The organism is Arthrobacter sp. Marseille-P9274, from assembly GCF_946892675.1.
Taxonomy (GTDB): Bacteria; Actinomycetota; Actinomycetes; order Actinomycetales; family Micrococcaceae; genus Crystallibacter.
Map to the genome: position 1 here is coordinate 95,010 of NZ_CAMPOV010000001.1, position 26,726 is coordinate 121,735.

A 26,726-nucleotide genomic window follows, 5' to 3' on the forward strand; every position below is an offset into this window, starting at 1 on the left:
TAGAGAACGTTAGGTCGGCGGACAGTGCGTCCCGCCGTTTCCCCCACACCTGAACCCTACGAAGCCGAAGCCGGAGCTGTGATGCGTAGCGCCTACGGGAGTTGCCCTAAGCAACTACGCAATTGACCGTTTCAACTACCGGTCCTGCCGATCGCACTACTCGAAAGCGGTGGTCGGCGTCCCACGAAACCGCCCGCGGCTGGCAGGATGTTGCCGATGACACCAGCCAAGCACCGCGCCGCCGCCCTCGCGCTGGCCTTCGCCGCCGCCACCGGGTGCTCCGCGCCGGTGTCCGGTTCCGCCGGCCCGGCGGCGAGCCCTGCCCCGTCGCCAGCCGCCGAGGGACCGTGCCGGCTGCTGGCCGAGGGGCGGGTCGCCTTCGAAGCCGGCGGCGCCGACCACGTCACCTTCGCCATCGGGGAGGCCTACGGCAAAACGGAGGTGAAGCTGACCGCCTGCGTCCGGGTCCCCGGCGGCTACGCCGAAGAATGGGAGGCCGTCGGCTTCACCGGCAGCGAGGGATTCGGCAAACCCGGACCGGTGCGGGTGAACTCTTTGCTGACGCCATCGGGCTCCTACACCGTCACCGAGGCCTTCGGCCGCGAAAACCCGGGCACCGCGCTCGAATACCACGAACTCAGCCCGTCCTCGCGATGGGGCGCCCGTCCGGGAGACCACTACCAGCAATACTTCGAGGGCACAGGGGCATGGCCGGACGAGAACCTCTGGGAGCTCATGGAGGACGGGCTCTACGAGCAGGCCGCGGTCATCAACTACAACCGGCCGCCGGACATGGAACCGCGGCCCGGCCTCTCGCACGCGATCTTCCTCCACGCGGGGATGGAGGAATCCTGGGGCTGCATCTCCACCGACCTGGCCACGGTCACGGCCTTCCTGCGGACGGCGGTTCCGGGCGACCGGATCATCATGGGCGTCGAGGATGCGGTCTTCGCCGCGCCAGGACCAGCGCGGGGGTGATCAGGGGCCCGGACGTACATCTCCAGCGAGTCGCCGGAGTCGAACAGTTCCCGGTGGTGCCGGAGAGCCCTCCCGCGGGAGAACCCTCCGGGCCCGAAGGCTCCGGAGGGTTCCTGCCGCGGCGGGCGCCGCCGTCGTTGTCCTCTATATGTCAGGCGCCGTGGGCGCGGGAGCGGGCTAGAAGATGGAGCCCCGGATCAGGTAACCGAAGTAGCGCGAGCCGTCCCCGCTGGAGGCGTCGCCGGTGAAGCCCTGGTCAGGGTTGGACTCGTTGTACTCGGCGGTGGCGTTCAGGAAGCTCTCCATCACGGACGCGGGATCGCCGCTGCAGGTGCCGCTGCTCAGGCAGAGCGCCACGGTGCCGGCGACCGCCGGGCTGGCGAAGCTGGTGCCGTGGTTGTTCCCGTAGCCGCCCGGGATGGTGGACTGGACGCAGACGCCGGGTCCGGCCACGGTGTGGCCTTGGTCGCCGGAGCCGGTGGCGTAATTGGAGAACGACGCCGGGCCGTCATCCTGGGCGTACCGGGCCAGGTCTTCGCCGTCGCAGACCGAAGATCCGGCGCCGCCGGACTTGCCGTCGAAGTCGCCGATGGCCGTGGCCGTGAGGACCTCGTCGTAGGCAGCCGGGACGGTGGTGGCGAAGTCGATGCCGCTGTTGCCCGCGGCGACGGCGTAGGTCACGCCGGCCTCGACCGAGCGGCAGATCGCCGCATGCATCGGGTCGCCGCTGCTGCCGCAGTCGCCGTCGTCCGTGCCGCCGCCGCCGATGCTGACGTTGGCCACCGCGATGTCGTTGTCCGGATCATCGTCCGTGCGGGTCGCCGTCACCCAGTCGAAGGCGCACAGCAGGGCGGCCTCGGAGATCGCCCCTGCACTGTCCATCACCCGGACGGACCACAGCGGGGCGCCGGGCGCCATGCCGACCACGCCCGTGTCGTTGTCACTGGCCGCGGCGACGCCGGCCACCGCGGTGCCGTGCCCGTAGACATCGATCACCGGAGACTCGTCCGTGGCGCTGCCGCTGCTGCAGTCCACGCCGGCCTGGACATTCAGGTCCGGATGGCTGCCGTCGATGCCGGTATCGATGATGGCGATGTTGACGCCCACCGTGCCGCTGCCGTCACCGGCCTTGGCGCTCGACTCGTCCGCGCCGGTGCGGGTCACGCTGCGCGGGACGGTCTGTTCCGCAAGCGAGAAGGTCCGGTTCGGCGCCACATAGGCGACGCTCGGGTCGGCCGCCACGTCCCCGGCTTCCGCCGCGGTCATCTCCGCTGAATAGGCAGGCCCGGCGTGGCTGTAGGTGCCGGTTTCGGTCATCGAGTACTGGTTGTCGTGCACGTCCGCAACGGCTTCGGCGTCCACGTTGTCCTTCAGGACCACGATGTATTCGTCCAGCGGCTGCGCCGCCGAAGCCGGGGCCAAACTCCAGCCGCCTGCCGCCATTCCCAGCGCGGCTCCCATAGCCAGGAGCCGGCCGGCCCCCGAGCGCTTTCTTCCCATGATGTCCTCCCAAGTACGGACCTAGATGCCAATCCCCCGATTGCCTTGCCGTCCGTCACACCCGCCCCCAAGCGCGCGGTTGGAATTAGTATGGCGCTGCCGCCAGTTCCCGTCTAGGGCAGTTTGAAACCATTTCGTTATGTTCCGGCTTCGCTACGACACATGCTCGATATGCGTGATCAGCACCGAACAGTGCGCGTGCGCGGCCACCGCCGAGCTGACCGACCCCAGCAGCAGGCCGGCGAATCCCCCGTGCCCGCGGCAGCCGACGACCAGCAGTTCCGCATGCCGGCTGGCCTCGATCAACAGGTGCGCAGCCTGTCCCTGCTGGATCGTCCGCGCCACCCCGGTGGGCTCTTCGGAGCCGAACACGTCGCGAACGCTGGCCTGCAGCAGCTCGCGGGCGTCGTCCGCCGGATTCCATTGGTAGGCCGCGGTCGGCTCGACCATCAGGGGGTACTGCCAGGCCGTGAGCACCTCGATGTCGCAGCCGAGCAGGCCGGCGAAGCGCCGGGCTTCCCGCAGGGCGTGGTGCGCGTGCGGGGATCCGTCCACGCCCACCAGGACCAGCGGGCGGCGGGCGCCGTCGTCGTTATTCATGGCTTCCTCTCCGTGCGCCGCCGTTCCGCCTCGGCGATCCGGGGCACGGTCCGCACGAACGTGTCCGGATTCAGCGAGATCGTGTCGATGCCCTCGTCCACCAGGAAGGCGGCGAAGTCCGCGTGGTTGCTGGGGCCCTGCCCGCAGATGCCGATCTTGATGCCGGCCGCGTGCGCGGCGACGATGACCTGGCTGATCATCCGCTTCACGGCCTCGTCCCGCTCGTCGAACAGCGGTGCGAGCAGCTCCGAATCCCGGTCCACGCCGAGCACCAGCTGGGTCAGGTCGTTGGATCCGATGGAGAAGCCGTCGAAGCGCATGGCGAACTCGGCGGCGAGGACCACGTTGGAGGGGATCTCGCACATCATGTAGACCTGCAGCCCGTTCTCCCCGCGGACCAGCCCGTTCGCCGCCATCACCTCCAGCACGCGGTCCGCCTCCGCGGGCGTGCGGCAGAAGGGGACCATGACGACGACGTTGCCGAAGCCGAGCTCTTCGCGCACCCGCTTCAGCGCCCGGCATTCGAGCGCGAAGCCCTCGCGGTAGCGCTCGTCGTAATAGCGCGACGCACCCCGGAAGCCGAGCATCGGGTTCTCTTCGGCCGGTTCGAAGGCGCTGCCGCCGAGCAGGTGGGCGTATTCGTTGGTCTTGAAGTCGCTGAGCCGCACGATCACCGGGCGGGGGAAGTACGGTGCGCTGAGCTTGCCGAGGCCGGTGGCGAGCGTCTGGACGAAGTACTCCCCCGGGTCCGCGAAGCCGGCGGTGAGCTCGCGGATCCGCGTGGCCTCCTGCGGATCCGCCACGCGCTCCGGATGCACCAGGGCCATCGGGTGGATCCGGATGACGTCGTTGATGATGAACTCCATCCGGGCCAGCCCCACCCCGGCCGCCGGCAGCCGCCACCAGCTGAATGCGGCGGCCGGGCTGGCCACGTTGACCATGACCCCGGTAGCAGTCTGCGGCAGCTCGGCGAGGTCGATCTCCTCGGTCTCGAACTCCAGCGCGCCGGCGTAGACGTGGCCCTCGTCGCCCTCGGCGCAGGAGAGCGTGATCTGGTCGCCGTCGCCGATCGCGTCGGTCGCGTTGCCGGTGCCGACGACGGCGGGAACGCCGAGTTCGCGGCTCACGATCGCCGCATGGCTGGTGGTGCCGCCGTGTTCGGTGATGATGCCGGCGGCCCGCTGCATCACCGGAACCCAGTCGGGGTCCGTCATCTCAGTGACCAGCACGGCACCGTCGCGGAAGCGGTCGATATCCGCGGCGCTGCGGATGACGCAGGCCTCGCCCACCGCGATGGAGTCCCCGATGGCGGCGCCCTTCGCCAGCAGCCGCCCTTCGCCGAGCAGACGGTGGACGCTGAAGCGGCTGCCGCTGCGCCCGGTCTGGACCGTCTCGGGTCGGGCCTGGACCAGGAACAGCTCGCCCGTGGTGCCGTCCTTGGCCCACTCCATGTCCATCGGCGTGCGGTAGTGGTCTTCGATGGCGACGGCCCAGCGCGCCAGCTGCAGGACCTCGCCGTCGGTAAGCACCAGGGCTTTGCGTTCCCGCTCGCTGGTGTCGACCAGCCGCGTGCGCACGCTGCCGCCCCGGCCGTACACCATCTTGCGTTCCTTTTCGCCGCGCGTGCGCTCGATGATGGGGGCGAAGCCGTCGCGGCCCAGCAGCGGCTTGTAGACCAGGTACTTGTCCGGGTTGATGCTGCCCTGCACCACCGTCTCGCCCAGTCCCCACGCCGCGCTGATCACCACGGCGTCCGGGAAGCCCGTCTCCGTGTCGAGCGTGAACATCACTCCGGCGGCACCCACGTCGGACCGGACCATCCGCTGCACGCCGACGGACAGGGCCACCTGCAGGTCGTCGAAGCCTTTGATGGCCCGGTAGCTGATCGCGCGGTCCGTGAAGAGCGAGGCGAAACAGCGCCGGCAGGACTCCAGCAGGACCTGGTCTCCGGCGACGTTCAGGAACGTCTCCTGCTGGCCGGCGAAGCTTGCGTCCGGCAGGTCCTCCGCCGTCGCGCTGCTGCGCACGGCCACCGCCGCCGCGGCCGCTGGCAGACCCGAACGCTCCGAGAGCTGCCGGTACGCCTGCAGGATGGCCGCGGCCAGGTGCGGCGGAAACTGCGCCGCCAGGAACAGCTCCCGCACCGCGTGCCCGGCCTCGGACAGCGCCACGTCGCCGGAGCGGTAGCGCTCCAGCCAGCCGCGCATGCCCGGCTCCATGCCATTGGCCCGCACGAACTCCCGGTAGCCCTCGGCCGTTACCGCAAAACCTTCCGGCACGCGGACGCCCGCACCGGCCAGCGTCCGGACCATCTCGCCGAGCGACGCGTTCTTGCCGCCCACCAGCGGCACGTCGGCCATCCCCGTGTCTTCGAACCACACGATGTAGGACTTGTCGGCCGGGATCTGCTGCTCCACGGTGCTGCTCCCGTCACGGCCTGGTCAGGCGCAGCGAGTCCAGCAGGTCGGCGCAGGCCTGCTCGCAGCGGGCGCAGGCCTCCCGGCAGAGACGGCAGTGCGGGAATGCCAGATGCGGTTCGCACTGTTCCTGGCAGGCCCGGCACGCGGACATGCAGGCCTGGAGCAGCGCCCCCATGAAGGCCTTCCCGCTGTCCGTCCCGGGCGATCCGAGCCGCGGCAGGATCGAGACGGCCGCCAGGCACATGTCCGCGCAGTTGTCCTGCGCGCGCTGGCAGGTGCGGATGTTCGCCGCGCCCTGTTCGTCCAGCCAGGCGTCCGCACCGGAGCGGCAGGCCTGGGCGCAGTCGAAGCAGGCATCGATGCACACTCCGCGGGCCAGGCGGTGCTCGGGGGCGGTTTCCGGGGCCGTCGGGTGCACGGCCAGCACGTGCTGCGTACTGCTCATCGGGTCTCCCTGCCGTCGGGCGCGGGCCGCGACGCAGCTTTCGAAGGCCGGCGGCTTCCGCGGCGATATGGATGCGAGGCTACGCCTGTTCGCGCGAAGCCGCACCTGCCATTCGGCAGGTATTCCGCCGGTGGCCGCGCCCTGTCCCTGCGGCCCGGATACGTCGCCGCTGGCTTCGCCGCTAGGGACGGGACGTGCGGCGCCTGGCCGCGCGGGCGGACCGGCGTTCTTTGCGCCGAACCGTTCGCTGGTGCGCGGCGTTGCCCAGGCGGCTGTGCAGGAGCAGCAGTCGGGGAACCGCCACGTAGACCGCTATCGGGACCACCACCAGCGTGAGGGCGAGTGCGCGCAGGACGGGATGCCACCCCTCGGTGAACGGCCCCATGACGGTCATTCCGACCGCGACCATCGGGAAAATCGCGCACCATGTGAGGATCGCCCGGACGTGGACCGAGGCGACGCCGGGGCTGCGGTGATGGTAGGTGTCGGTTTCGTCGGCGGCCAGTGCCTTGCCCTCGTGCTCCAAATGCTCTCCAGGTGTAGTTCCGTATCGTGTCGTCCCAGAGATGGTGCGGGGTGGGCGAAGAGCTACCGTCGTCCACCGGCAAAACATGGGAAACACCTGATTTTAGTCCGGTGGGAGCCCCTCCCCACGGCCCAAGCCCCTGCCCAAAGCCGCCCGGCGCAGGGATACTGGAGGAATCCCCATCCGCCCAGGGAGTCGAGGGGTCATGAAGGCCTGGTGGATCGACCATACTGCCCCGCTGACGGGCCCGGTCCGCCACGGTCCGCTGCGCTTCGGCCATCTTCCCGATCCGGTTCCCGGTGCCGGCGAGCTGCTGGTGCAGGTGCGGGTCTGCGGCGTCTGCCGCACGGATCTGCATCTGGCCGAGGGAGACCTGCCGCCGCACCGCCGGCACGCCGTGCCCGGGCACGAGGTGGTCGGCACCGTGCTGGAGGCCGGCGGGGGCTGCACGCGGTTCCGGGTCGGCGAGCGCGTGGGCATCGCGTGGCTGCGCAGCACCTGCGGCAGCTGCCGGTTCTGCCGGCGAGGCGCGGAGAACCTGTGCCTGGCGCCGCGGTTTACCGGTTGGGACGACGACGGCGGGTATGCCGAGCGGGCGACCGTCCCGGAGGATTTCGCGTACCGCATTCCGGACGAGTTCACCGACGAACAGGCCGCACCCCTGCTCTGCGCCGGCATCATCGGCTACCGGGCGTTGCGCCGCTCCGCGCTGCGTCCCGGCGGCCGGCTGGGCATCTACGGTTTCGGCGCCTCGGCCCACCTGGCCGCGCAGGTGGCGATGTACGAGGGTGCCGAGGTCTACGTGATGACCCGTTCCGGGACGGCGCAGGACCTGGCCGCCCGGCTGGGCGCCGCCTTCGTGGGCGGCGCCGAGGACGAACCGCCCGAGCTGCTGGACGCCGCGATCCTCTTCGCGCCGGCCGGCAACCTGGTGCCGGCGGCGCTGCGTGCGCTGGACCGCGGCGGAACCCTGGCCGTTGCGGGCATCTACCTCAGCGCCATTCCGCCGCTGGACTACACGGCCGAGCTCTTCCAGGAACGGCAGCTGCGCAGCGTCACCGCCAACACCCGGCGGGACGGCGAGGAACTGCTGGAGCTGGCCGCCCGGATTCCGCTGCGCCCCACCACGGTCAGCTATCCCCTGGAACAGGCGGGACAGGCGCTGCGGGACCTGGCCGCCGACCGGATCACCGGCGCGGCGGTCCTTCGGGTCTCCGCCGGCTCGGCCCCGTGAACCTGTCCGGGCGGCCCGGCGGGGTCCGTGCTCAGGCCGAGCATGGCTTCCATGGCGCTACCGGACGGAACCCGAATAGCGCGGTTCCCGCTCCGCCGGGACCGCAGCCGCCGTCGTCGTACGCCCCGGTCCCAGTGCCCGCAGGGCGTTGAGGATCGTGGCCAGGTCCACCAGTTCCTGCGACAGCGCTCCGGCCACCGCAGGCATGAAGCCCAGTGCCGCGAGGATCATCAGCCCGATGCTCAGCGCGATTCCGATCCAGATGCTCTGCAGCGCGATCTTGACGCTGCGGCGGCCGATCTCCACGGCCTGCGCCACCTTGGAAAGATCGTCGAGCATGATCACCACGTCGGCGGACTCGCTCGCCGCGGTGGACCCCTTCGCGCCCATGGCCACGCCCACGTCGGCCGCCGCCAGCACGGGCGCGTCATTGACGCCGTCGCCGACCATCATGACGGGCCGCTGTCGCAGGGCCCGCACCGTCTCCACCTTGTCCGCGGGCAGGCGCTCCGCCTGCACCCGGGTCAGCCCGACCTCGGCGGCGATGTGCCCGGCCGTCTCGCGGGCGTCGCCGGTGAGCATCAGGGTCTCCGCCACCCCGAGCGCACGCAGCTGTTCCAGCACCGAGGCGGCGTTCGGCCGCACGGCGTCGCTCATCACCAGCGTCCCGGCGAAGTCCCCGTCCACCGCCACATACACGGCCATCTCGCCGCTGGCCAGCGGAGTCCGCTCCAGACCGCGCGACCGCTCGGCCACGAAGGCCGGTTTGCCCACGACGACGGCGAGCCCGCCGATCTGGGCAGCGACGCCGTGGGTGGCGGCCTCCTCCGCGTCGGAGGCCGCCTGCAGCTCCAGCCCGCGGTCCGACGCGGCCTCCATCACCGACGCCGCCAGCACATGGGAGGAGTACTGCTCGGCCGACGCAGCCAGCCGCAGCAGCCCGTCCGGTCCCAGCCGCCGCCCCGCGTCACCGGCCGGCCGAACCGCCAGCAGCACCGGACGGCCGCCGGTCAGCGTGCCCGTCTTGTCGAACGCCGCAACCTTGACCCGGCTCAGCTTCTCCAGCGTGCCGCCGTTCTTGATGATGATCCCGGCCTTCGCCGCCCGCCCCATGCCGCTGACAAAGGCCACCGGCGCCGCGATCAGCAGCGGGCACGGCGTCGCCACCACCAGCACCTCGGCAAACCGCGCCGGGTCGCCGCTGACCAGCCACGCCGTTCCGGCCAGCAGGAAGGCGAACGCGGTGAACGGCACCGCGTACCGGTCGGCCAGCCTGACCACCGGCGCACGGCTGGCGGACGCCTCACGGACCAGCGCCACGATCCGGCTGTACTGCGAGTCCTCCGCCGTCGCCGTGGCCCGGATCCGCACCGCCGCCTGCCCGTTGAGCGCGCCGCTCATCACGTCCTGCCCGGCCGTGCGCTCCACCGGGAGGCTCTCGCCGGTCAGTGCCGACTCGTCAAAGGAGCCGAAGCCGGACAGCAGCGTCCCGTCGACCGGCAGCACCTCCGCCGGGCGCACCAGCAGTACGTCACCAAGGCGGACCTCGTCCACGCTGATCTCCTCCGGCGGCTCGCCCTCCCGCTCCCGGTGCGCCATCATCGGCGCCCGCTCCAGCAGCGCGCTCAGCTCGCGCTGCGCCCGGCCCTGGGCGAAGTCCTCGAGCGCCCGCCCGCCGGCGAGCATCAGCACAATGATCAGCGACGCAACGTATTCGCCGACGACGACGGTGCTCACCACCGCGGTCACGGCCAGCAGGTCGATGCCCCAGTGCCCGCGCAGCAGCTGGCGCACCATGTCCCAGGTCAGCCGCGCAGCCACCAGCAGCGCGTACAGGCTGGCCGTCCACTGCGCCGCTTCCGGATAGCCGAACAGCAGCAGCCCGGCCACGGCCGCGGCACAGAGCAGCGTGGCCGCTACCAGCGGGTATCGGCTGATCAGCGTCAAACGTCCTCCCGCCCGCTCCCCCCGGCCTGGTCCTGGCTGGGCAGCGTGCCGGAACGCGCCGCCAGCTCCTGCGAGATACCGTCCGCCCAGGACTCGATCGCGGCCCAGTCCCGGAAGTCCCCGAAACGCCCGCCGATCAGCCTGAACGAGAAATGCGCCGCGCCTTTCAGCTGGCCCTCGAGGTAGACCCCGGAGAACAGCCGGTGCCCGCGCGGCTCCAGGACATCGGCCCCGAGCAGCCCCAGGATCCGCTTCTCCTGCAGTTCCTTCGCCTTCGCCCGCAGCAGCCTGGGCAACCCATCGGGCATCCCCACGCTGAACAGCCACAGGGGCAGGCCGGACAGCGCCGACACGTGCCGCGAGACGAAGTCCGAGGCCTCCGGCAGCCAGGCCTGGTTATGCACAGCGCTCCCCAGCACCACGGCGTCGTACCCGGAAACCTCCGGCCCGTCCCCCATCTCCGCCACGTCGACGTTCCGGCCCGCTCCCCGCAGCCGGCCGGCCACCCGCCCGGCGATCTCCCCCGTCGACCCGTTCCTGCTGGCAAAAGCCACCAATATCCGCATGAAGCGCCTCCCAAGCACCCGCACCGCCCGGCAGCATCAGCGTAGCCGGGCCCACCGCGTCTGCCCAGTGCCGTAGGCCGCCAATCAGGCAGCCATCCGGCGGGGACGACGGCGGCGCCAGCGTCCCGCGTCCCGGTATCCTGCAGGGGTAAGCACAGCCAAGGGGTCCGGGGTTTGCGCGGCCCGCGGGAGGTCAGCCGCACGTGGAGACACCGGCAGCAGCGGGGCACGAACTCGAACGCAGGCTGCGGCGGGCCGTGCTGTGGGTGGCGGGGCTGAACCTGGCTTACTTCTTCGTGGAGTTCACCGTCGCCCTTGCCATCGGCTCCGTCTCGCTCTTCGCGGACAGCGTCGATTTCCTTGAAGACACCGCCATCAACCTGCTGATCTTCGCCGCCCTCGGCTGGACGCTGCACCGCCGGGCCCTGGCCGGCAAGGCGATGGCCCTGATCATCCTCCTGCCCGCCCTCGCCGCCGCCTGGCAGGCCTTTGCAAAAGTGGCCTCCCCCGAGCCGCCGGATCCGCTCTCCCTGGTGCTGACCGCCGGCGGGGCCGCCGTGGTCAACCTGGCCTGCTCGCTGATCCTCGCCCGGTTCCGCCACCACGGCGGTTCGCTGTCCGCCGCGGCGTTCCTTTCCGCCCGGAACGACGTGCTCGTCAACGTTGCCATCATCGCGATGGCGCTGCTGACCGCCTGGTTCGGCTCCGGCTGGCCGGACATCGTCCTCGGCCTGGTCATCGTCATCCTCAACGTGGGTGCCGCCAAGGAGGTCTGGGAGACCGCCGAAGAAGAGCGCCTGGCGGCCAGGGCCCTGGCCGGCGAGGAGATCGACTGACCGCCATTGCGGTCCGGCAGCCGGCGTGGCAGGAATCTCACTGCTCTTCGGCCGCAGCTCCAGGTGAATCGCTTCATCCGGACCTAAAATGACCGAGGACCTGACGCCACCATCCGTGCCGCGCCGGATCCTGATAACCATCCCCTGCTTGGTCCGGCCCTGGCTGCCGGCCGAAAGTTGAGTTCATGAACACGGGCGACACCGACCCTTACCCGCGCCGCCGCGACATCCGCACCGGCGCGGCCGACCCGGTTCCGCCGACCGGCATGATCCCGGTCGTACCGATCGTCGAGACGCCCGTCGGGGACCCCATGCCGACGCGGAAGGAACTGCGGACCGGCATGATCCAGGTCGTCCCCATCCCCGGGGAGGCAGCGCAGAAAGCCGTCGCCAAGGACCAGCCTCAGCGGCGGCGCGGCGGAACCTGGCTGACCGCCGGGGCGGTGGCCGTCGTCGTTGCCGGCCTGCTGACCTGGCTCCTGCTGGGCTTCTGACCCGGCCGGCAGCCGCGTCCGGCGCCAAGGATCGGGGGCAGGATTTGGCCCTTTCGGCCGTGTTGGCGCGGGAAGGCCCGGGTCTATGATGTGGGTGTCCATATCGTGGCGAGCACCCGCGACGGCGGGCTCCAGGCTGGCCGGCGCGGCACGCCTTTCGAGGCACCGGATTCTTTCCACCGCTCATTTCTTGGGACCCATCATGAAAACCCTGTCACGTACCTGTTCGGCCGTGGGCTTTGCCGCCCTGCTTGCGTTCGCCGGAACCGCCGCGGCCCATGCCGCCAGCGTCACTGTTCCCGATGAAGGCACGCTCCTGGCCGACGGCGCCGGAGCCACAGTCTCCGTCAGTTTCGAGTGCAGTAGCGGCTCGACGATCAACATCTTTGTGGACGCCGCCCAGACCGTCGACGACAACCGTGTCGCCACGGGCAACGGTTTCTCCAGCACCGCCGACTGCAACGGCGGGGAGGACTCCCTGGACGTGACCTTCCTCGCCGCGGGCGACTACGTGGCCTTCGAGGAGGGCACCGCAGCCATCCGGGTCGTCCTGATTTCCTGCGACACCCAGACCTGCGAGCAGATCATCGAGGCCGGCGAATTCGACCTCACCGAGTGACCCGCACTGAGCTGGCCTTCCGGGCGCCGCCCGGCCTAGGGTGGCTGTGACACCGTCCCAGCTACCCTAGGAGCCGCAAGCATGCCACGGATCGCCATCATCGGAGGACACGGAAAAGTCGCCCTGCACCTCGCCCGCATCCTCGCCGCCCAAGGCCACGAGGTCAGCTCACTGATCCGGAAGCCGGAAGACCGGGCGGACGTTGAGGCGACTGGCGCGTCGGCGGTGCTTGCCGACGTCGAACATCTCACCACCGAGGAACTCAGCGAGGCGCTCCGCGGCCATGACGCCGTGGTCTGGTCCGCCGGGGCCGGCGGCGGCAACCCGGCGCGCACCTACGCCGTGGACCGGGACGCCGCCATCCGGTCCATGGACGCCGCCGCGCAGGCCGGCGTCGGGCGGTACGTCATGGTTTCCTACTTCACCTCGGGCACGGACAACGTTCCGGAAGACAACCCCTTCCGCCCCTACGCCGAGGCCAAGGCCGCAGCGGACGAGCACCTTCGCGGCACCTCGCTGGACTGGACCATCCTCGGGCCCGGCCGACTCACCCTGGAACCGGGCACCGGACGGATCGAGGTCGGCGAAGCTGCGGAAAAGGGCGACGTCAGCCGCGAGGACGTGGCCCGCGTAGCCGCCGCCGTGCTGGAACGCCCGGAGACGGCGGGCCGGTTCATCGCGTTCAACAACGGGAGCACGCCGATCGAGGACGCACTTACTCCCGCGTAATCACCACTTTGAGCGCCTTGGTTTCGGCCGCGCGGCCGAACGTGTCGTAGGCCTCGAGGATGTTGTCGAGGGTGAAGTGGTGGGTCGCGAACATCTCGGCCGCAATCTTCTGCTGCTCGACCAGGCGCAGCAGCATCGGCGTGGTGTTGGCGTTCACCAGTCCCATGCTGATGTTGATGTTCCGGATCCACAGGTCTTCCAGGTGCAGTTCCACCGGCCTGCCGTGCACGCCGACGTTGGCGACGTTGCCGCCGGGCCGGACCAGGTCCACCGCCATCTGGAAAGTCTCCGGGATGCCCACGGCTTCCACGGCGACGTCTACGCCGGCGCCGTCCGTCACGGCCAGCACCTGGTCCTTCCAGTCTGCCGCCGACGAGGCGACCGTATGCGTGGCGCCGAACTCGCGGGCGCGCTCCAGCCGGTTTTCGTCCAGGTCGACGGCGACCACCGCCGCCGCCCCGTACAGTCCGGCGGTGGCAACCACGGCCAGCCCGACCGGCCCCGCCCCGATGACGGCGACGGTATCGCCCGGCTTAACCCGGCCGTACTGCACGCCGATTTCGAAGCCAGTGGGCAGGATGTCCGAGAGCATGACCGCCTGCTCGTCGCTGACGCCTTCGGGCAGCTTGTAGAGCGAGTTGGCTGCGTACGGCACTCGCACGTACTCGGCCTGGGTGCCGTTGATCAGGTGCCCGAAGATCCAGCCGATCCCGGAGGCCCCCTCGCTGCCGAGGCAGTGCGAATACAGTCCCGTCTTGCAATTGGGACACTGACCGCACGACTTGATGCAGGAGATGATCACCCGGTCGCCGGCGGCTAGGCCCGTCACGGCGGAGCCCACCTCGGTGACGGTGCCGACCCCCTCGTGGCCCAGGATCCGGCCGTTTTCGACGGCGGGGACGTCGCCCTTGAGGATGTGCAGGTCCGTTCCGCAGATCGTCGTCGTGTCGATCCTGACGATCGCGTCGGTCGGCTCCAGCAGCTGCGGATCCGGCACCTCCGTCCAGGCCTTCTTGCCCGGCCCGCCGTACACGAGTGCTTTCATCGCCATGCCCTCCTAGGCTGCCATGCCGCTATGCTTAGGCCGCTATCGCGTCCAAGACGCGAAGCCGGCACGCCAGATGCAGCGGATCCGAAGCTTCCGGCAGGTGCTTCTGCCGCTCCACGCTCTTAAGATCGTCCAGTGCGTTCCCCGTCACCCGGGCCCCGGAGAGGTCCACCAGGATCTCGATCCCCGGAGCCAACGCGTTGGTTCGCCGCGCCACCGCGTAGAGCGCGCGCAGGTTTTCGGAAGTCAACGTTCCGCCGACCTGGATCCGTGCCGACTCCAGATCGGTGTCGAGCCGGACCAGCACCCTGATCTTGCGGCCCGATGCGGCCTCGAAGGCTGCCCGGTCGGATCCGGGCCAGCGGGCGATGCCGCCGGAGACTTTGTCCTTCACCATGGTCATGAAGACCCCCATTTCAGTTCTGTTCATTCGGCGCCCCCTGCGCCGGATGCCGTACAACACCGTGGGCCGTCCGCAGCGGACGACCCACGGTTTCTCCGCAGCTGGGACTGGAAGGGCACCACTTCTTCCGTCCCTGCGGACTTTCGGGTCTGTCTCAAGCGCCACCGGTTTCCCCCACCGGCCCCCGAAAATGCGCCGCTTACAGCATCACGTCTGCCGCGCATGGGCGGCAGGGTCCAAAGTCCCGCATTCCATGACCCGGCTCACATTGCGGCGCGGGACCCTGAGGGCGCGGAACCGTGAGCGGGCGCTTCCCGCCGCCCGTCCGACACATCCTTGACATGTCCCCAACGCATGCCCTTTAGTGGCATGTGTGCGATCGGGGGGAACCGCACGCCCGAGCAACAACACGATTCGGCCCGATGGGGGTGCCGGACCAGGCCGTAATCCGCCTGCCGCGCTGCATCGGCCGGGCGCATTTGGGGGAAGCATGAGTCTCAAGTCGGGACGAGCCGCACAATGGTGACCCAAGACATGCTCCTGGCAGCCATGGAAATAGCCGCCGATCTCGGCATCGATGAATCGATGCGCCGGCTGGTCCGATCGGCGCGCAGCCTGACGCAGGCGGAGTCCGTGGAACTGCGGCTCGAGAACATGGGTGGCGGCGGCCGCACCATCAGGGCTACCGAGGCTTCCCCCGAGCCGGTAGTGACGACGGACGACGACGGCGTTCCCGCCTCCCGTCCAGGCGGAGCAGAAGCATCGGCCCTAGGAGACAGCGTGCCGACCCTGTTCGCCCAACTGCTGGTGCGTGGCCATGAATACGGCCGCCTGCATGTCACCGGCAAGGCCGGCGGCGGAGAGTTCACCGACGAGGACCGGGCCGTGGTGGTCTGCCTCGTCTCGGCCGGCAGTGTAGCCGTCGCAAACTCCCTGCAGTTCGATTCCATGCGCCGCTGGCTGCGTGCCTCGGTCGCCCTCAGCACGCAGCTGCCGCCGAAGTCGCAGGACGTACGCGGGCTCATTGTGAACCAGGCGCTTCTCCCCTCCGCCGCGGCTCTGGCAGCCGTGATGTCGCCCACCTCGGACCGAAGCTTCGCCCGCTGCGAAGCCGCCGCCGGAAGCCGCGCGGACAAGGTCCTGCGCAAAACCCTCCCGCTGGCCGGTACAGTGGCCGCCGACGTCCTGGCGACGGGGCGGCCGCAGGTCTGCCTGACGGCGGACCTGGTGGGCAAGGACTCCGCCGACGGTCTGGGAGAAGCGCTGCTCGCTCCGCTGACGCCCCGCGGCGGGGAACCGAGCCTGTTGATCCTCTGCCGGGAACGCGGCGCCGGCGCCTTCCGGCCGCTTGATCTGGAGATGGCCGGCGTCTTCTGCACGCATGCGGGGCTCGCCATGGAGCTGGCACAGGGCCAGCGGCTGCGCGAGCAACTCATGCTCTTCGCGGACCGGGACCGCATTGCACGGGACCTGCACGACGTCGTCATCCAGCGTCTGTTCGCCGCCGGGCTGAGCATCCAGACCCTCAGGCGCTACACGGAGGACGAAGCCGCCCACCAGCGGATCGCGGGCATAACGCTGGAGCTGGACGAAGCCATACGGGAGCTCCGGGACACCATCTACTCCCTCCAGGCGGAAACCGAAGAGGAGCTGAGCAGCAGGTTGGTCCGCACGGTCCAGGACGGCACCAACTCGCACACGGCCACGCCCCGTCTGGAAATCAGAGGCCCGGTCGACGCCGCCGTCCCGGAGCCCATCGCCGACCATCTGGTCGCCGTGGCCACGGAGGGAGTCAGTAACGCCGTGCGGCACTCGGGGGCAGGCACGATCGACGTCTCCGTCGCCGTGGAGGAGGGCACCGTCCGTCTGGTCGTCGAGGACGACGGCCGCGGTTTCGCGGCCCCCGCGCGGCGCAGCGGCCTGGCCAACCTGGAACAGCGCGCCGAGGCCCTGCACGGGACTTTCGAGATCCGCAGCGCTCCCGGCCGCGGCACGCGCCTCAGCTGGACCGTGCCGCTCCCCCAATCCGAACCGTCCGGCAACGCCGGCACGCCCTAACGGAGCCTGATGGGCTTCTACTTCGCCTTCGGGATCGCCGAGCTCATACTTGCCCTCGCCTTGGGCATTGCGCCGAAGATCACGTCCGCCCGGAATCCGGTCCCCTGAACCGGTGTCCGGCCCGCGGGACTACGATGGGCCCAGACCCGAAGGAGCCAGCGTGCCGAAGCAGCAGAAGTCCGACCGTCCCGCCGCCCGGATCCAGCCGGCGCCGTCAGCCCCTGACCGGCAGGAGGCTGCCCCGTCCGGCGCTGGCGAATCCGCGGCCACCCGGCCCGGCGCCGGCGAGCTGCGCCGCATCGCTGAGGAGTCCTTCGGCCTGAAGACCCTCCGCGAGGGGCAGCTCGAGGCGATGGAAGCAGCGGCGGCCGGGCGCGACGTGCTGGCGGTCATGCCGACGGGGCACGGAAAGTCCGCGATCTACCAGGTCCCCGGACTCGCCCTGCCCGGCACCGCCGTCGTTGTTTCCCCGCTCATTGCCCTGCAGTTCGACCAGCTGGAGGCGATCAACGAGGACCTCGGCGAGGAGCGCGCGTTCGCCATCAACTCGCACGTGGGGGCGAAGGCCGAAAGGGCCGCGTGGGAAGCCGTGGAGAGCGGCGCGGCCAAGTTCATCTTCCTGGCGCCGGAGCAGCTGGCGCGGGAGGAGACCCTGGAGCGGCTGGCGGCGCGGCAGGTCTCGCTGTTCGTGGTGGACGAGTCGCACTGCATTTCCTCGTGGGGCCACGATTTCCGCCCCGATTACCTGACGCTGACCGCCGTGGTGAAGCGGCTCGGCCATCCGCCGGTCATCGCCCTGACGGCCACGGCGTCGCCGCACACCCGGGCGGAGATCGAGGACCGGCTCGGCATGCGGGAACCGTTCCTGATTGTGCACAGCTTCGACCGGCCCAACCTGAACCTGTCCGTGGTGCGCCACCACCGGGACGAGGACAAGCGGCACGCCGTGCTGGACCAGGTCGCGGAGCTGGGCGGGCCGGGGCTGCTCTACGCCGGCACGCGCAAGGACACCGAGTGGTACGCCGCCGAGCTGGCCGAGCGCGGCCTGCGCACGGATGCTTACCACGCCGGCCGGAAGGCGTCGGAGCGCGAAGCCATCCACGAGCGCTTCCACGCCAACGAGGTGGACGTTGTCGTGGCCACCACCGCTTTCGGCATGGGGATCGACAAACCGGATGTGCGGTTCGTGGTACACGCAAACATCACCGACTCGCTGGACAGCTACTACCAGGAGATCGGCCGTGCCGGGCGGGACGGCGAACCGGCCCGCGCCGTCCTGCACTACCGGTCCGAGGACCTCGGCCTGCAGCAGTTCTTCGTCGGCGGCGCGCCTGATCCCGAGGACCTGAAGGCCGTCTTCAGCGCCCTGCAGGAGCACGGCCCGCTGCGCCCGGCCAAGCTCAGCGGGCAGACCGGGCTCGGCACCCGACGGCAGGCCCGCGTGCTCAACCTGCTCGAGCACAGCGGCAGCATCGCCGCCAACCGACAGGGCTACCGCGCCCGCGGCGGCGTCTCCGCGGAGGACGCCGTGGAGAAGGCGCTGGCCGAGGCCGAGTCCCGCCGCAAGATCGACCAGTCCCGGATCGAGATGGCCCGCGGCTACGCCGAAACGGACACCTGCCGCCGCGACTGGCTGCTGAACTACTTCGGCGAGGAGACGGACGGCTACTGCGGGAACTGCGACAACTGCGAGGCCGGCTCTCGTGCGGAGGCGATGGCACACGAGGCGGCCATGCCGGAAGGCTACGAGATCCAGCAGCCCGTCTCGCACCGCGAGTGGGGCGCCGGCATCGTCATGGGCACGCAGCCCGACCGCATCACCGTCCTGTTCGAGTCGGTCGGCTACAAGGACATCGCGCTGAAGGCCATCGAGGCGGAGGAAGGCCTGCTCACCAGCGGGTGAAGCCTGCGCCTGCAGGCTGGTGACGCAGCCGTAACGCGGCAATAACACCAATTCTGATAGATCGGTTCAACGTTCCTCCGCGGCGTCAGGGGCAGCCCGGATATCTACGGCAGGGGACGCCGCACGCGGCCGTAGCCCAATGCGACATTATCGACGGCAAGATCCGGCGCCTGACTCGACGGTGGTGGGAATTGGGAAGGAATATCGTCGTCTGCCTTGACGGAACCGGCGGCCAGGTCCATGCGTCCGGCAGCAGCAACGTCGTCCGTTTGTTCGAGATGCTGGATCTTGGCGACCGGAACGAGCAGATCGCCTACTACGACCCGGGCGTGGGCACCTTCAGTTCCTACGAAGCCTGGACGACGGCCCCCAGGCGCGCCGCGAAGCTACTGGGCCTCGCCACCGGAATCGGCATGCGCGAAAACCTGGCCGAGGCCTACACCTTCCTGCTGCAGAACTGGCATCCGGAGGACCGGCTCTATCTGTTCGGTTTCAGCCGCGGCGCCTACACCGCCCGGGCCTTGACCGGGCTGTTGTACCGAGTCGGAGTTCTGCGGCCCGGCAGCGAAAACCTGGTGCAATACGCCATTAACGCCTATGCGCGGAACAAGCGCCGCTGGAGCGAGGAGGACTGGGACCAGATCGACCGCTTCGCCCGGGCCTTCTCCGTGCGGCACGGAAAGTCGCTGGCCGTGCCGGTCGAGTTCCTGGGCATCTGGGACACCGTCAAGGCGGCCGGCGTGCTGCGGCGCGACCTGAAATGGCCCTACACGCGCCAGCTGCCAAATGCCCACCGGATCTGGCATGCGGTCTCGCTCGACGAGCGGCGCCGCCCCTTCCGCGAGTACCTGGTCGAGCCCGGCCCCGCCGGCACGAATCTCAACGAGGTCTGGTTCGCCGGTGTCCATTCCGACGTCGGAGGCACCTTCCGGGACGAGTGGAGACTCGCGGACGTGGCACTGAAATGGATGGTGGACGGCGCCATCACCGCGGGCGTGCGGGTCCGGCCTGACTCCTACCGCAAGACCTGCGCCCTGGAGAAGGGCCATGCAGCCGGGAAGATCCACCGGGCCGGGCTTCCGTGGCATACCTTGGTCCTCCGGCAGCGCAGCGTGCCTGCCGGCGCCCGGGTGCATGCGAGCGTCCGGGACCGCATCGCCGTAGACGGCCGCTACAGCCGCGGGCTGCCTGCCGGCGCCGTCTGGGAGGACGCCCAATGGCTGACTCCCCGGATCTGATCCTGGCCGGGACCGCCGGTGCCGGCACGCACGCGCTGGTGGTCGGCGTGGGCAGGTATCCCCACCTGCTGGGCGGCCCCGACCCGGCAAGGAACGCGGCGGGCATGGGACAGCTGACCTCGCCGTCGCTGTCGGCCCGTGCCGTGGCCACGTGGCTGCTGGCGGACTACCGCTTCGACGCCAAGCCCCTGGCCAGCCTGTCGCTCCTGCTGAGCGAGCAGGAACCGGTTCCCTTCCTCAACCCGCGGACGGGAAACCCGCATGCCGTCCCGGAGGCCACCGCCGACAATATCGAAGCGGCGGCCAAGGCATGGAAGAAGCGGGGCAACAGCTCCCCGGAGAACCGGCTCGTCTTCTACTTTTGCGGGCACGGCATCTCCGAAGGCAATGACATGGCCCTGCTCGCCTCGGACTTCTCGCCCGACGACGAGGACAACCCGCTGGACCGGGCGCTGGACTTCGAGCAACTGCGCCGCGGCCTGAAGACCTGCCAGGCCAGCGAGCAACTGTTCTTCGTCGACGCCTGCCGGGCCGCGTCGAACTTTTTGATCAGCCAGACGGACGCGAGGTTCGCCGGACGTGTCCCGCTGCTGGGCGTCCGCCGCCCGCCGGAGTTGCCGCGCGTCCTCTCGGTCCCCTACTACGCCTCACTCGCCGGCGAGCGGGCTTACGGCCGCCCCGGGCAGGTCAGCCTTTTCACCCAGGCCCTGCTGCGCGCACTGCGCGGAGCGGGCAGCGACAACCCCGAGGGCGACTGGCGCGTCAGCACAACGACGCTGTCGACGGCGATCGACGACTTCATGAGGCGCCCCGTGCTGGCCGGTCGGGCGGCCACCGTGCAGACGCCGACGGTTCATGAGCTGGCGGTCTTCGATGTCCACCAGCTTGCCGGTGACCCCCTGGTTCCGGTCTACGTCAGCTGCCAGCCGGCCGAGGAGAACTCCCTGGCCGAGTTTGCCTGCCGCCAGGGAAACGAAGAGCGCGGCCGCCGTTTGCGGACGGAGGTCGACGCCGAGGATCCCTCCGTGGAGTGGTACCTGGAGCTCGCGCTGGGCGAGTACTTATTCGAGGCGCAGCTGGAGAATGGGCCGCCGCGATCGCTCACGAGGGCCGTGCGGCCGCCCTATAGTCCGGTCCGGCTGAAGGCCGCGCCATGAGCGGGCTGCTGCGGGTGCGCGTTAACGCGTCCGCTGGCGGGCCCGGACTGGACGACGGTATCAAGGTAGTGGGCAATATCTACGCCACGTCGCCGGGCGGCCGGGGCCGGCGTTCGGTCCTGTTCCCGCTCGGGGCTTCGGTAGCGCCCGCGGAATTCGCCGTGGAGGCCGGCAGCTACCTGGTTGAAACCACGTTGCCCTCGGGCGAACTGCTGACGGAGCAGGTTGGAGTCGACGATGGCGGATCGGCCTCGGTCGAGCTGGGAGCAGTCGAGCTCGGGGCAGCGGCGCCGCACGATGCAGCTCGGGCCTTCCAGCATGTCCTTGGCAACATCCTCCCCACCCCGGCTGTCCCGCCGGCGCAAAACCCGACGGAGGCACCGGGCGGCCCTGCCCGCCACCACGGCTTCCCGCAGCCGGCGCCGCGCGCCGAGCCTGCCCGGCTGGTGCGGCTCCGGACCACGGAGCCGGGCACGTTGTCCTACCGCCGCTTGAATGAGGCGGCGGGCCTGGCCCCCGCCGGTGCCGCCGCCGCGCTCGAAGCGGCAATGGAGCCTTCCGGTCCTCCGGAAGCCCCCGTGCCCGGCGGCGAGGGCTTCGCCGCGATCTACCGTTTCGGGCGCGAACCGACGGCCGGCGGTGCGACCGTTCCGGCGCGCGAGTTCCTCCTCGTGGCCGCGGCCGGACATCGCACGCTCGCCACTCTGCCGCTTCCTTGGCGGGACGTGCGTGGCCGGGACGCCGAGGCCGAAGTCGTCGTCCACGGCGATCCCGTGCCGGCCACCAGCCGGATCTCCGTGACGGTCCGGGACCCGGATCTCGCGACGGGACTGGCCTACCTGGCCGCCGGCAATCTGGCCAAGGCGGCTGCCGTCTTCGCGCCCGTGGACGGACTGCCAGCCGGCGCAGCCGGGCCCGACGACGTCGGAAATCCGCTGGCTGCCGCCGCCGCCTGCTACCTCTTCCTGGGCACCGGATCTCCGGGCCGGTCCGCAGACTGGTACGCGCGGCTGCCTGCCATCTCCCGGCAGGCGCCGCTGCTCGGCGACCCGGCCATCCTCGAAGCCGCACTGCGGCTGCGCGAGGCGACCACCGCCCGGGAGCTCGCCGCGGCGAAGGAACTCGCCAAGGCCGCGTTCCACCGGGGGCTGCCGGTGTTCACTCCGGGCCTCGCCTGGCTAATCGAGCTGCTGGCCGAATTCCCCGAAGACCCGGAGTGCGAGCTCATGCTGGCAGAGATACGCCGGCTCTCCTGGCGGGCCGAAATGCGGGAGCCCTTCGTGGTCCTCGAGCTGGGCGGTGGCCGCCGTGATTGAGCTGACCATGCTGCCGGCACAGGACGGAGACAGCCTGCTGCTGGCCTACGGCGAGGGCAGCAGCCCCGTCCGGAAGCATCGCATTCTGATCGACGGCGGCCGCGCATCCTCCTATCCCCTGTTCGCGGCCCTCGTGGCCCCTGAGCCGATCGACGTCCTGGTCGTCACGCATGTCGACCAGGACCATGTACTCGGCGTGCTCGCGCTGGTCAACGACCCGGCCCGCCCCGCGCTGGGCGACGTCTGGTTCAACGGCTACGACCACCTCGTCGGGGACGGACTGGAGCATTTCGGTCCCCGGGACGGCGAGCTGCTCACTTCCGCGCTGGACCGGCAGGGCCTGGCCTGGAACGCCTCCTTCGACGGCAGGACGGTCCTCGCCGGCCGCCGGGCCGAGCTGGCGGGCGGGGCGGCCGTCACCGTGCTCTCGCCCGACCGCGGGCAGCTGGACCGGCTCCGCCCGTTCTGGGAAAAGGAGTGCGCCCGGCACGGCCTCATTCCTGGCCGCGAGGCCACGCCCCCTCAGCTGCCCGGCTTCGAAAGCCTCGGGGCCGCGGCAGGCATCGAGGAGCTGGCGGCCTCCAGGTTCGTCCCCGACAGCTCCCTCACGAATGCCAGCAGCATCGGTTTCCTCTTCGAGTACGAGGACCGGCGGCTGATCTTCACCGGCGACGGCGACGACGGACGGCTGGCACGGTCGCTGCAGCCGCTGGCGGAGTCGGAGGGCGGCAGGCTGCGCATCGACGCGCTGAAGGTAGCGCACCACGGCAGCGCCGCCAACCTGTCCAAGGAACTGCTGGCACTGCTGGACTGTCCGAGCTACCTGATCTCAACCAGCGGCGCGCGGCACCACCACCCCGACGACGAGTGCATGGCACGGATCCTGAAGTTCGGCGGACCCGCTAAGGACATCGTCTTCAACTACCGGGACCGCGCGGCCAAGTGGCAGGACGCGGCCCTGCAGGAGCAGTACGGCTACCGCGTGCTCAGCCCGGCAACATCCGACGGCTTCATCACCCTCACGTGGTGAAGGCCAACGACCCAGGAGCGAACATCCCATGGAGAACACCAACAAGAACCACTACTGCCTCATCCGGACAGCGACCGGAACGACCGGCAACACCAAGGCCGCGCTGCTCAATGAAGCGCGCTGGAACGTTACCCGCCTGAATGTCGCCTTCCTCGAGGGCGACCCCGGGCTGCGGCAGCGCGTCCTCGCCGTCGCACGTGAGTGGACGGGCCCGGACATGGCGAACCTGCAGTTCGCCGAGGCCTCGGACTCCCAGGGCGACATCCGCGTTGCCTTCCAGCAGGGCAACGGCTCCTGGTCCTATCTCGGCACCCATGCCCAGCACATCGACGCCGGCGAACCCACGATGAACTTCGGCTGGCTGACCCCGGAATCGAGCGACGACGACGTCAGGCGCGTGGTGCTGCACGAGTTCGGCCACGCCATCGGGCTGATCCACGAACACCAGAATCCGCAGAAGCCCATCGACTGGAACCGCGCGGCCGTCGTCGCCGACCTGTCCGGGCCGCCGAACAACTGGGACGAGGCGACGATCGAGCACAACATCTTCCGCAAGTACGACGCGCAGCAGGTCACCGGGACCGACACCGACAGCTCATCGATCATGATGTACCCGATCCCCGAGTCCTGGACCCTGGACGGCTTCTCCGCCGGGCTGAACAGCGCGCTCTCCGCAACGGACAAAGAGTTCATCCGCTCCGCCTATCCCTGGTGACCAACCCCCTGAGGAGGTCATGGCACGTGGCCGATTACGCCGTCGTCGTCGGAATTGCCCGGTACCCGAAGTTCGCGGCGCCCGGCGGGAGCGCGGACCTGCAGGGCCCGGACACGGATGCGGTCGACATCCGCGACTGGCTCATCGCGCCCGACGGCGGCGCGCTCAGTCCCGAAAACGTCCGGCTGATCCGGTCCGCGGACTTCGATCCGCCGCAGCCGGAGGAGCCCCAGCCGGAGGAGGCGAAGATCCGCCGGGCCCTGACCTGGATCGAGGAGGAGACCGCGCAGACCATGGGCGGGCGGCTCTACCTGTATTTCTCGGGCCACGGGTTCGCGCCCGTGCTGGAGGAAGGGGCGCTCTTCACCGCCGAGGCCACCCTGACCGTCCCGTCGTACGTCTATGCCTACGACTGGATGCGCAACTTCCGGAAGGCGCTGCGCTTCCGCGAATACGTGCTCTGGATGGACTGCTGCATGACCCACCAGCAGACCATCCCGGTCAGCAGCGTCCCGATCCGCGCCGGCAGCGGCACCGGCGTACCGGGGCCGGCCTTCGTGGCCGTGGCGGCGCAGACGAAGAGTGCGCTGGAACATACCATGCCCGACGGCAGGGTCCACGGGGTCTTCAGCTACACCTTGCTGCAGGGGCTGCGCGGCGGTGCCACCGACGAGCACGGCAGGATCACCGGGGAAAGCCTGAAGGCCTTCCTGCATGACACCATGCCGCAGTTCCTGCCCCGGCAGGCCCGCAGTTCCTCGGCCGTGGACCTGCATCCGTTCATCCGCGCCGATGCGGGCATCATCTTCCGGCGGCTCCGCAGCCGCCCCACCTACCCGGTGCGCCTGGACCTGCCTGCGGCGGCAGGCCAAAGGCTGAAGATCTGGACCGGCCGGCCGCACGCGGCCATTGTGGACCAGAAGCACACGGGCAGTTTCTGGCAGGGCGAGCTGGCCCGGGGACTGTACGTCGCCGAGATTCCCGACCTCGGCATCCGGCACGGCTTCCAGGTGACGGGGGCCGGTGCGCTGGAGCTGACCCTCGGCACCGCCGGCCGCCGCGTGCGCCCGCCCCATCCCACCGAGCTGTACGGCATCGACGTCGAGGCGAAGAACGCGGCGGCGACGATCTCGGTCCTGGACCACAACCTGAACCGGATCTTTTCCGACACCGGCGAACTGCACGAATTCGATGCGCCCGGCGTCTACAAGATCCGGATCGAACTCGGACGCGACATTTCCGCCGTGATCGAGGACGTGGTCCTCCTCGACGACAACCTGGCCGCCGCCTATGCCACACCTGCGGTGCCCTCACCGGCGCCGATCCCGGGCAGCGCGATGACCCGCGAGGCCCACGTCGAACCCTTCGTCAAGGCGGCCGCGCGCCAGCCGGGTGCAGCGGCCGGTCCCTCCGGGCCGACCCTCTCGGTCCTCGCGCGCTACTGGCTGGAGCCTAACGGGCCGCGCGGCGAACCCGGCCACCCGATGGAGGGCTTGGAACTTATTTCCCCCTCCGGCGATGTGGTCGCCAACCTGCTGGAGGAAAGCGAGTTGCAGCAGGGTCCGGCCGACGACCCCGTGGCCGTGTGGGAACGCAGCATCGAGCCCGGCCCGTACTTCCTGCGCCACACCTTCCACAGCGGCCGGACCGGCGAGGCGACGGTGATGGCCTGCGCCGGCTGGGTCACGCAGATCGCCCTGCAGCGCTCCCCCGCGCTGCTCGTGCCGGGCGTTCCGGAAAACGACATCGTTCCCATTGTCGACGCGGCCGTTTTCATGCGTCCCGCTTCAGGCGCCGCCAAAGCTCCGGGGGAGGCTTCCAAGGAAGACCAGGTGATCGAGACGGCCCGCCTGGCGCTGGCCCAGGGCCGCGACCTGCTGGGCAAGACACACGGCGCCGGGCTGCAGAACCTGCTGCTGGAGGAATACGAAGATCCCATCGCCGGAATCATCGGTGGCTACCTGCTGCTCATTGCCATGGAGGGCGCGCAGGGCGGAACCGCGGGCCAGCACGAGCAGCTGGATGCCGCCGTGGTGCGGCTCCGGCAGAAAATTCCGGGCTTCCACCCCGACATCGCGGCATTGTCGCTGCGCTGCCTCGACCCGGGACTCGTGTGGCGTGAACCGTTCCCCGTGCCGCCGATTTTCAAGTACGGCTGGAAGCTGCTCACCCAGGCCAGCTATACCGGTCCCGCGCTCATCCCGGACGAACTCTGGCAGCGCGTGCATGCCGTGACCAACTTCGGCCCCTTCCTGACCTGGGCGGCAGACCCCGGGGCAAAGCTGCTCCACGCGCGCCAGCTGGCCCGCTGGGTCAAGGACAATGCGCCGCAGGATGACGAGGAAGCCGCACGCAGGCTGCTGATTCCGGCGTCCGCAGCCGCCACCATCCTCAAAGGGCACCGTGTTTGAGCTGCCCCTCGCCGAGGGCGTGTCCCTGTCCTTCCAGCGCTACCCGCTCCCGGAATCCGGCGTGCTGGCGGCGCTGCCGGCGAGCGCCGGGGCGTTGCCCTGCTGCTCCGCCGGCCCCGGGCGCTTCCTGGTGGCGCTGCCCGAGGGCGAGGGCTGCTGGATCGGCATCACCGCTTCCCCGGGGGCCCCTCCTGTACGGGTGAGCCTGTCCATCCGCGGCGTGGACGGGCGCGCGGTGGATCCCCTCTCCGGCAAGGAAGGCGATCAGCCTCCAGGCCTATCCCGTGTTCGGGTGCCGCCCTCGGCGCAGGTTCCGGGAATCAGCCGGAACGACGGCGGGTGGTGGTGGTGCCTGCGCCGCCCTCCCGCCCCTGCCGGGTTGCCCGCCATCCGCTCGCTGGACGTCTACGCCGGCGGCCATGACAGTGCCGCCTCGTTGCGTGCCAGGTTCGTGCCTGCCGCGGTCTTCGAACGCCTCGGCGGCGGAACCACGCCGCCCCTGCGACCGGATGCCCGGTACGGGGGCTGGCGACTACCCTGAGCGCAGCCCGCA

The 26,726-nt window shown here is 70.1% G+C and carries 24 protein-coding genes; 15 read left to right on the forward strand and 9 right to left on the reverse strand.

What is annotated here, in order from left to right; all coding sequences use genetic code 11:
- The first annotated feature begins 216 nt into the window (after positions 1–216).
- Positions 217–978: a hypothetical protein gene (locus OC550_RS00385; RefSeq protein ID WP_262103337.1), complete on the forward strand. Its 762-nt coding sequence runs from the start codon at positions 217–219 to the stop codon at positions 976–978.
- A 177-nt stretch (positions 979–1,155) separates the two neighbouring features.
- Here OC550_RS00385 and OC550_RS00390 read toward each other — a convergent pair whose 3' ends face one another.
- The 5 genes from OC550_RS00390 to OC550_RS00410 form a co-directional block, all read right to left on the reverse strand.
- Positions 1,156–2,478 carry a S8 family serine peptidase gene (locus tag OC550_RS00390; RefSeq protein ID WP_262103338.1) on the reverse strand — a complete coding sequence of 441 codons (1,323 nt, stop codon included), beginning with the start codon at positions 2,476–2,478 and terminating at the stop codon, positions 1,156–1,158.
- Between the two features lie 153 nt (positions 2,479–2,631).
- The gene (locus tag OC550_RS00395; RefSeq protein ID WP_262103339.1) at positions 2,632–3,078 is read right to left on the reverse strand and encodes a universal stress protein; all 447 of its coding nucleotides are present in this window, start codon (positions 3,076–3,078) and stop codon (positions 2,632–2,634) included.
- Positions 3,075–5,495: a phosphoenolpyruvate synthase gene (ppsA, locus tag OC550_RS00400; RefSeq protein ID WP_262103340.1), complete on the reverse strand. Its 2,421-nt coding sequence runs from the start codon at positions 5,493–5,495 to the stop codon at positions 3,075–3,077. Before ppsA ends, OC550_RS00395 begins: the two co-directional genes overlap by 4 nt.
- Positions 5,496–5,508: 13 nt before the next feature.
- Positions 5,509–5,943, reverse strand: coding sequence for a four-helix bundle copper-binding protein (locus OC550_RS00405; protein WP_262103341.1), 435 nt, complete (start codon positions 5,941–5,943; stop codon positions 5,509–5,511).
- A 181-nt stretch (positions 5,944–6,124) separates the two neighbouring features.
- On the reverse strand, positions 6,125–6,469 hold the full coding sequence (locus OC550_RS00410) for a hypothetical protein (protein ID WP_262103342.1): 345 nt from the start codon (positions 6,467–6,469) through the stop codon (positions 6,125–6,127).
- A 205-nt stretch (positions 6,470–6,674) separates the two neighbouring features.
- Between OC550_RS00410 and OC550_RS00415 the strand changes: the two genes are divergently transcribed.
- Positions 6,675–7,703, forward strand: coding sequence for a zinc-dependent alcohol dehydrogenase family protein (locus OC550_RS00415; RefSeq protein WP_262103343.1), 1,029 nt, complete (start codon positions 6,675–6,677; stop codon positions 7,701–7,703).
- Positions 7,704–7,760: 57 nt separating this feature from the next.
- Here the strand turns inward: OC550_RS00415 and OC550_RS00420 are convergent, their stop codons facing one another.
- Both OC550_RS00420 and OC550_RS00425 read right to left on the reverse strand, forming a co-directional pair.
- The gene (locus OC550_RS00420; protein ID WP_262103344.1) at positions 7,761–9,650 is read right to left on the reverse strand and encodes a heavy metal translocating P-type ATPase; all 1,890 of its coding nucleotides are present in this window, start codon (positions 9,648–9,650) and stop codon (positions 7,761–7,763) included.
- Positions 9,647–10,216, reverse strand: a complete 570-nt coding sequence (locus tag OC550_RS00425) for a flavodoxin domain-containing protein (RefSeq protein ID WP_262103345.1) — start codon at positions 10,214–10,216, stop codon at positions 9,647–9,649. The genes OC550_RS00420 and OC550_RS00425 overlap by 4 nt, the downstream gene beginning before the upstream one ends.
- Before the next feature lie 203 nt (positions 10,217–10,419).
- Here OC550_RS00425 and OC550_RS00430 point away from each other — a divergent pair, with 203 nt between their 5' ends.
- From OC550_RS00430 to OC550_RS00445, 4 genes are all read left to right on the forward strand, one after another.
- The gene (locus tag OC550_RS00430; RefSeq protein WP_262103346.1) at positions 10,420–11,052 is read left to right on the forward strand and encodes a cation transporter; all 633 of its coding nucleotides are present in this window, start codon (positions 10,420–10,422) and stop codon (positions 11,050–11,052) included.
- A 185-nt stretch (positions 11,053–11,237) separates the two neighbouring features.
- Positions 11,238–11,546, forward strand: coding sequence for a hypothetical protein (locus tag OC550_RS00435; RefSeq protein WP_262103347.1), 309 nt, complete (start codon positions 11,238–11,240; stop codon positions 11,544–11,546).
- A 202-nt stretch (positions 11,547–11,748) separates the two neighbouring features.
- Positions 11,749–12,165, forward strand: a complete 417-nt coding sequence (locus tag OC550_RS00440) for a hypothetical protein (protein ID WP_262103348.1) — start codon at positions 11,749–11,751, stop codon at positions 12,163–12,165.
- A gap of 81 nt (positions 12,166–12,246) precedes the next feature.
- A complete protein-coding gene (locus tag OC550_RS00445; protein ID WP_262103349.1) occupies positions 12,247–12,894 on the forward strand; it encodes an SDR family oxidoreductase in 648 nt (215 codons plus the stop codon).
- On the opposite strand, the gene OC550_RS00450 is transcribed toward OC550_RS00445, so the two are convergent.
- Together OC550_RS00450 and OC550_RS00455 are read right to left on the reverse strand one after the other, a co-directional pair.
- Positions 12,881–13,939, reverse strand: coding sequence for a zinc-dependent alcohol dehydrogenase family protein (locus OC550_RS00450; protein WP_262106209.1), 1,059 nt, complete (start codon positions 13,937–13,939; stop codon positions 12,881–12,883). The two genes, OC550_RS00445 and OC550_RS00450, sit on opposite strands and share 14 nt — an antisense overlap.
- A gap of 34 nt (positions 13,940–13,973) precedes the next feature.
- On the reverse strand, positions 13,974–14,372 hold the full coding sequence (locus OC550_RS00455; protein ID WP_262103350.1) for a hypothetical protein: 399 nt from the start codon (positions 14,370–14,372) through the stop codon (positions 13,974–13,976).
- 492 nt (positions 14,373–14,864) lie between these two features.
- Between OC550_RS00455 and OC550_RS00460 the strand changes: the two genes are divergently transcribed.
- The 9 genes from OC550_RS00460 to OC550_RS00500 all read left to right on the forward strand — a co-directional run bounded on the left by OC550_RS00460 (position 14,865) and on the right by OC550_RS00500 (position 26,714).
- The gene (locus OC550_RS00460) at positions 14,865–16,403 is read left to right on the forward strand and encodes a sensor histidine kinase (RefSeq protein ID WP_262103351.1); all 1,539 of its coding nucleotides are present in this window, start codon (positions 14,865–14,867) and stop codon (positions 16,401–16,403) included.
- A gap of 289 nt (positions 16,404–16,692) precedes the next feature.
- Entirely contained in the window at positions 16,693–18,306 is a 1,614-nt protein-coding gene (locus OC550_RS00465; RefSeq protein ID WP_262106210.1) for an ATP-dependent DNA helicase RecQ, read from the forward strand.
- 191 nt (positions 18,307–18,497) lie between these two features.
- Positions 18,498–19,544, forward strand: a complete 1,047-nt coding sequence (locus OC550_RS00470; protein WP_262103352.1) for a DUF2235 domain-containing protein — start codon at positions 18,498–18,500, stop codon at positions 19,542–19,544.
- On the forward strand, positions 19,523–20,701 hold the full coding sequence (locus tag OC550_RS00475; RefSeq protein ID WP_262103353.1) for a caspase family protein: 1,179 nt from the start codon (positions 19,523–19,525) through the stop codon (positions 20,699–20,701). Before OC550_RS00470 ends, OC550_RS00475 begins: the two co-directional genes overlap by 22 nt.
- On the forward strand, positions 20,698–22,017 hold the full coding sequence (locus tag OC550_RS00480; RefSeq protein ID WP_262103354.1) for a hypothetical protein: 1,320 nt from the start codon (positions 20,698–20,700) through the stop codon (positions 22,015–22,017). Before OC550_RS00475 ends, OC550_RS00480 begins: the two co-directional genes overlap by 4 nt.
- Positions 22,010–23,047, forward strand: a complete 1,038-nt coding sequence (locus OC550_RS00485) for a ComEC/Rec2 family competence protein (protein ID WP_262103355.1) — start codon at positions 22,010–22,012, stop codon at positions 23,045–23,047. Before OC550_RS00480 ends, OC550_RS00485 begins: the two co-directional genes overlap by 8 nt.
- 28 nt (positions 23,048–23,075) lie before the next feature.
- Entirely contained in the window at positions 23,076–23,762 is a 687-nt protein-coding gene (locus OC550_RS00490) for a M12 family metallopeptidase (RefSeq protein WP_262103356.1), read from the forward strand.
- Between the two features lie 26 nt (positions 23,763–23,788).
- A complete protein-coding gene (locus OC550_RS00495; RefSeq protein ID WP_262103357.1) occupies positions 23,789–26,173 on the forward strand; it encodes a caspase family protein in 2,385 nt (794 codons plus the stop codon).
- A complete protein-coding gene (locus OC550_RS00500; protein WP_262103358.1) occupies positions 26,166–26,714 on the forward strand; it encodes a hypothetical protein in 549 nt (182 codons plus the stop codon). Before OC550_RS00495 ends, OC550_RS00500 begins: the two co-directional genes overlap by 8 nt.
- Positions 26,715–26,726 lie beyond the last annotated feature (12 nt).

What these genes read in the sequence shown, in the direction of transcription:
- OC550_RS00385 (WP_262103337.1), top strand. Translation starts at nt 217, where the DNA reads ATGACACCAGCCAAGCACCGCGCCGCCGCCCTCGCGCTGGCCTTCGCC.
- OC550_RS00390 (WP_262103338.1), bottom strand. Translation starts at nt 2,478, where the DNA reads ATGGGAAGAAAGCGCTCGGGGGCCGGCCGGCTCCTGGCTATGGGAGCC.
- OC550_RS00395 (WP_262103339.1), bottom strand. Translation starts at nt 3,078, where the DNA reads ATGAATAACGACGACGGCGCCCGCCGCCCGCTGGTCCTGGTGGGCGTG.
- OC550_RS00405 (WP_262103341.1), bottom strand. Translation starts at nt 5,943, where the DNA reads ATGAGCAGTACGCAGCACGTGCTGGCCGTGCACCCGACGGCCCCGGAA.
- OC550_RS00415 (WP_262103343.1), top strand. Translation starts at nt 6,675, where the DNA reads ATGAAGGCCTGGTGGATCGACCATACTGCCCCGCTGACGGGCCCGGTC.
- OC550_RS00425 (WP_262103345.1), bottom strand. Translation starts at nt 10,216, where the DNA reads ATGCGGATATTGGTGGCTTTTGCCAGCAGGAACGGGTCGACGGGGGAG.
- OC550_RS00435 (WP_262103347.1), top strand. Translation starts at nt 11,238, where the DNA reads ATGAACACGGGCGACACCGACCCTTACCCGCGCCGCCGCGACATCCGC.
- OC550_RS00440 (WP_262103348.1), top strand. Translation starts at nt 11,749, where the DNA reads ATGAAAACCCTGTCACGTACCTGTTCGGCCGTGGGCTTTGCCGCCCTG.
- OC550_RS00445 (WP_262103349.1), top strand. Translation starts at nt 12,247, where the DNA reads ATGCCACGGATCGCCATCATCGGAGGACACGGAAAAGTCGCCCTGCAC.
- OC550_RS00450 (WP_262106209.1), bottom strand. Translation starts at nt 13,939, where the DNA reads ATGAAAGCACTCGTGTACGGCGGGCCGGGCAAGAAGGCCTGGACGGAG.
- OC550_RS00455 (WP_262103350.1), bottom strand. Translation starts at nt 14,372, where the DNA reads ATGAACAGAACTGAAATGGGGGTCTTCATGACCATGGTGAAGGACAAA.
- OC550_RS00460 (WP_262103351.1), top strand. Translation starts at nt 14,865, where the DNA reads ATGGTGACCCAAGACATGCTCCTGGCAGCCATGGAAATAGCCGCCGAT.
- OC550_RS00475 (WP_262103353.1), top strand. Translation starts at nt 19,523, where the DNA reads ATGGCTGACTCCCCGGATCTGATCCTGGCCGGGACCGCCGGTGCCGGC.
- OC550_RS00480 (WP_262103354.1), top strand. Translation starts at nt 20,698, where the DNA reads ATGAGCGGGCTGCTGCGGGTGCGCGTTAACGCGTCCGCTGGCGGGCCC.
- OC550_RS00490 (WP_262103356.1), top strand. Translation starts at nt 23,076, where the DNA reads ATGGAGAACACCAACAAGAACCACTACTGCCTCATCCGGACAGCGACC.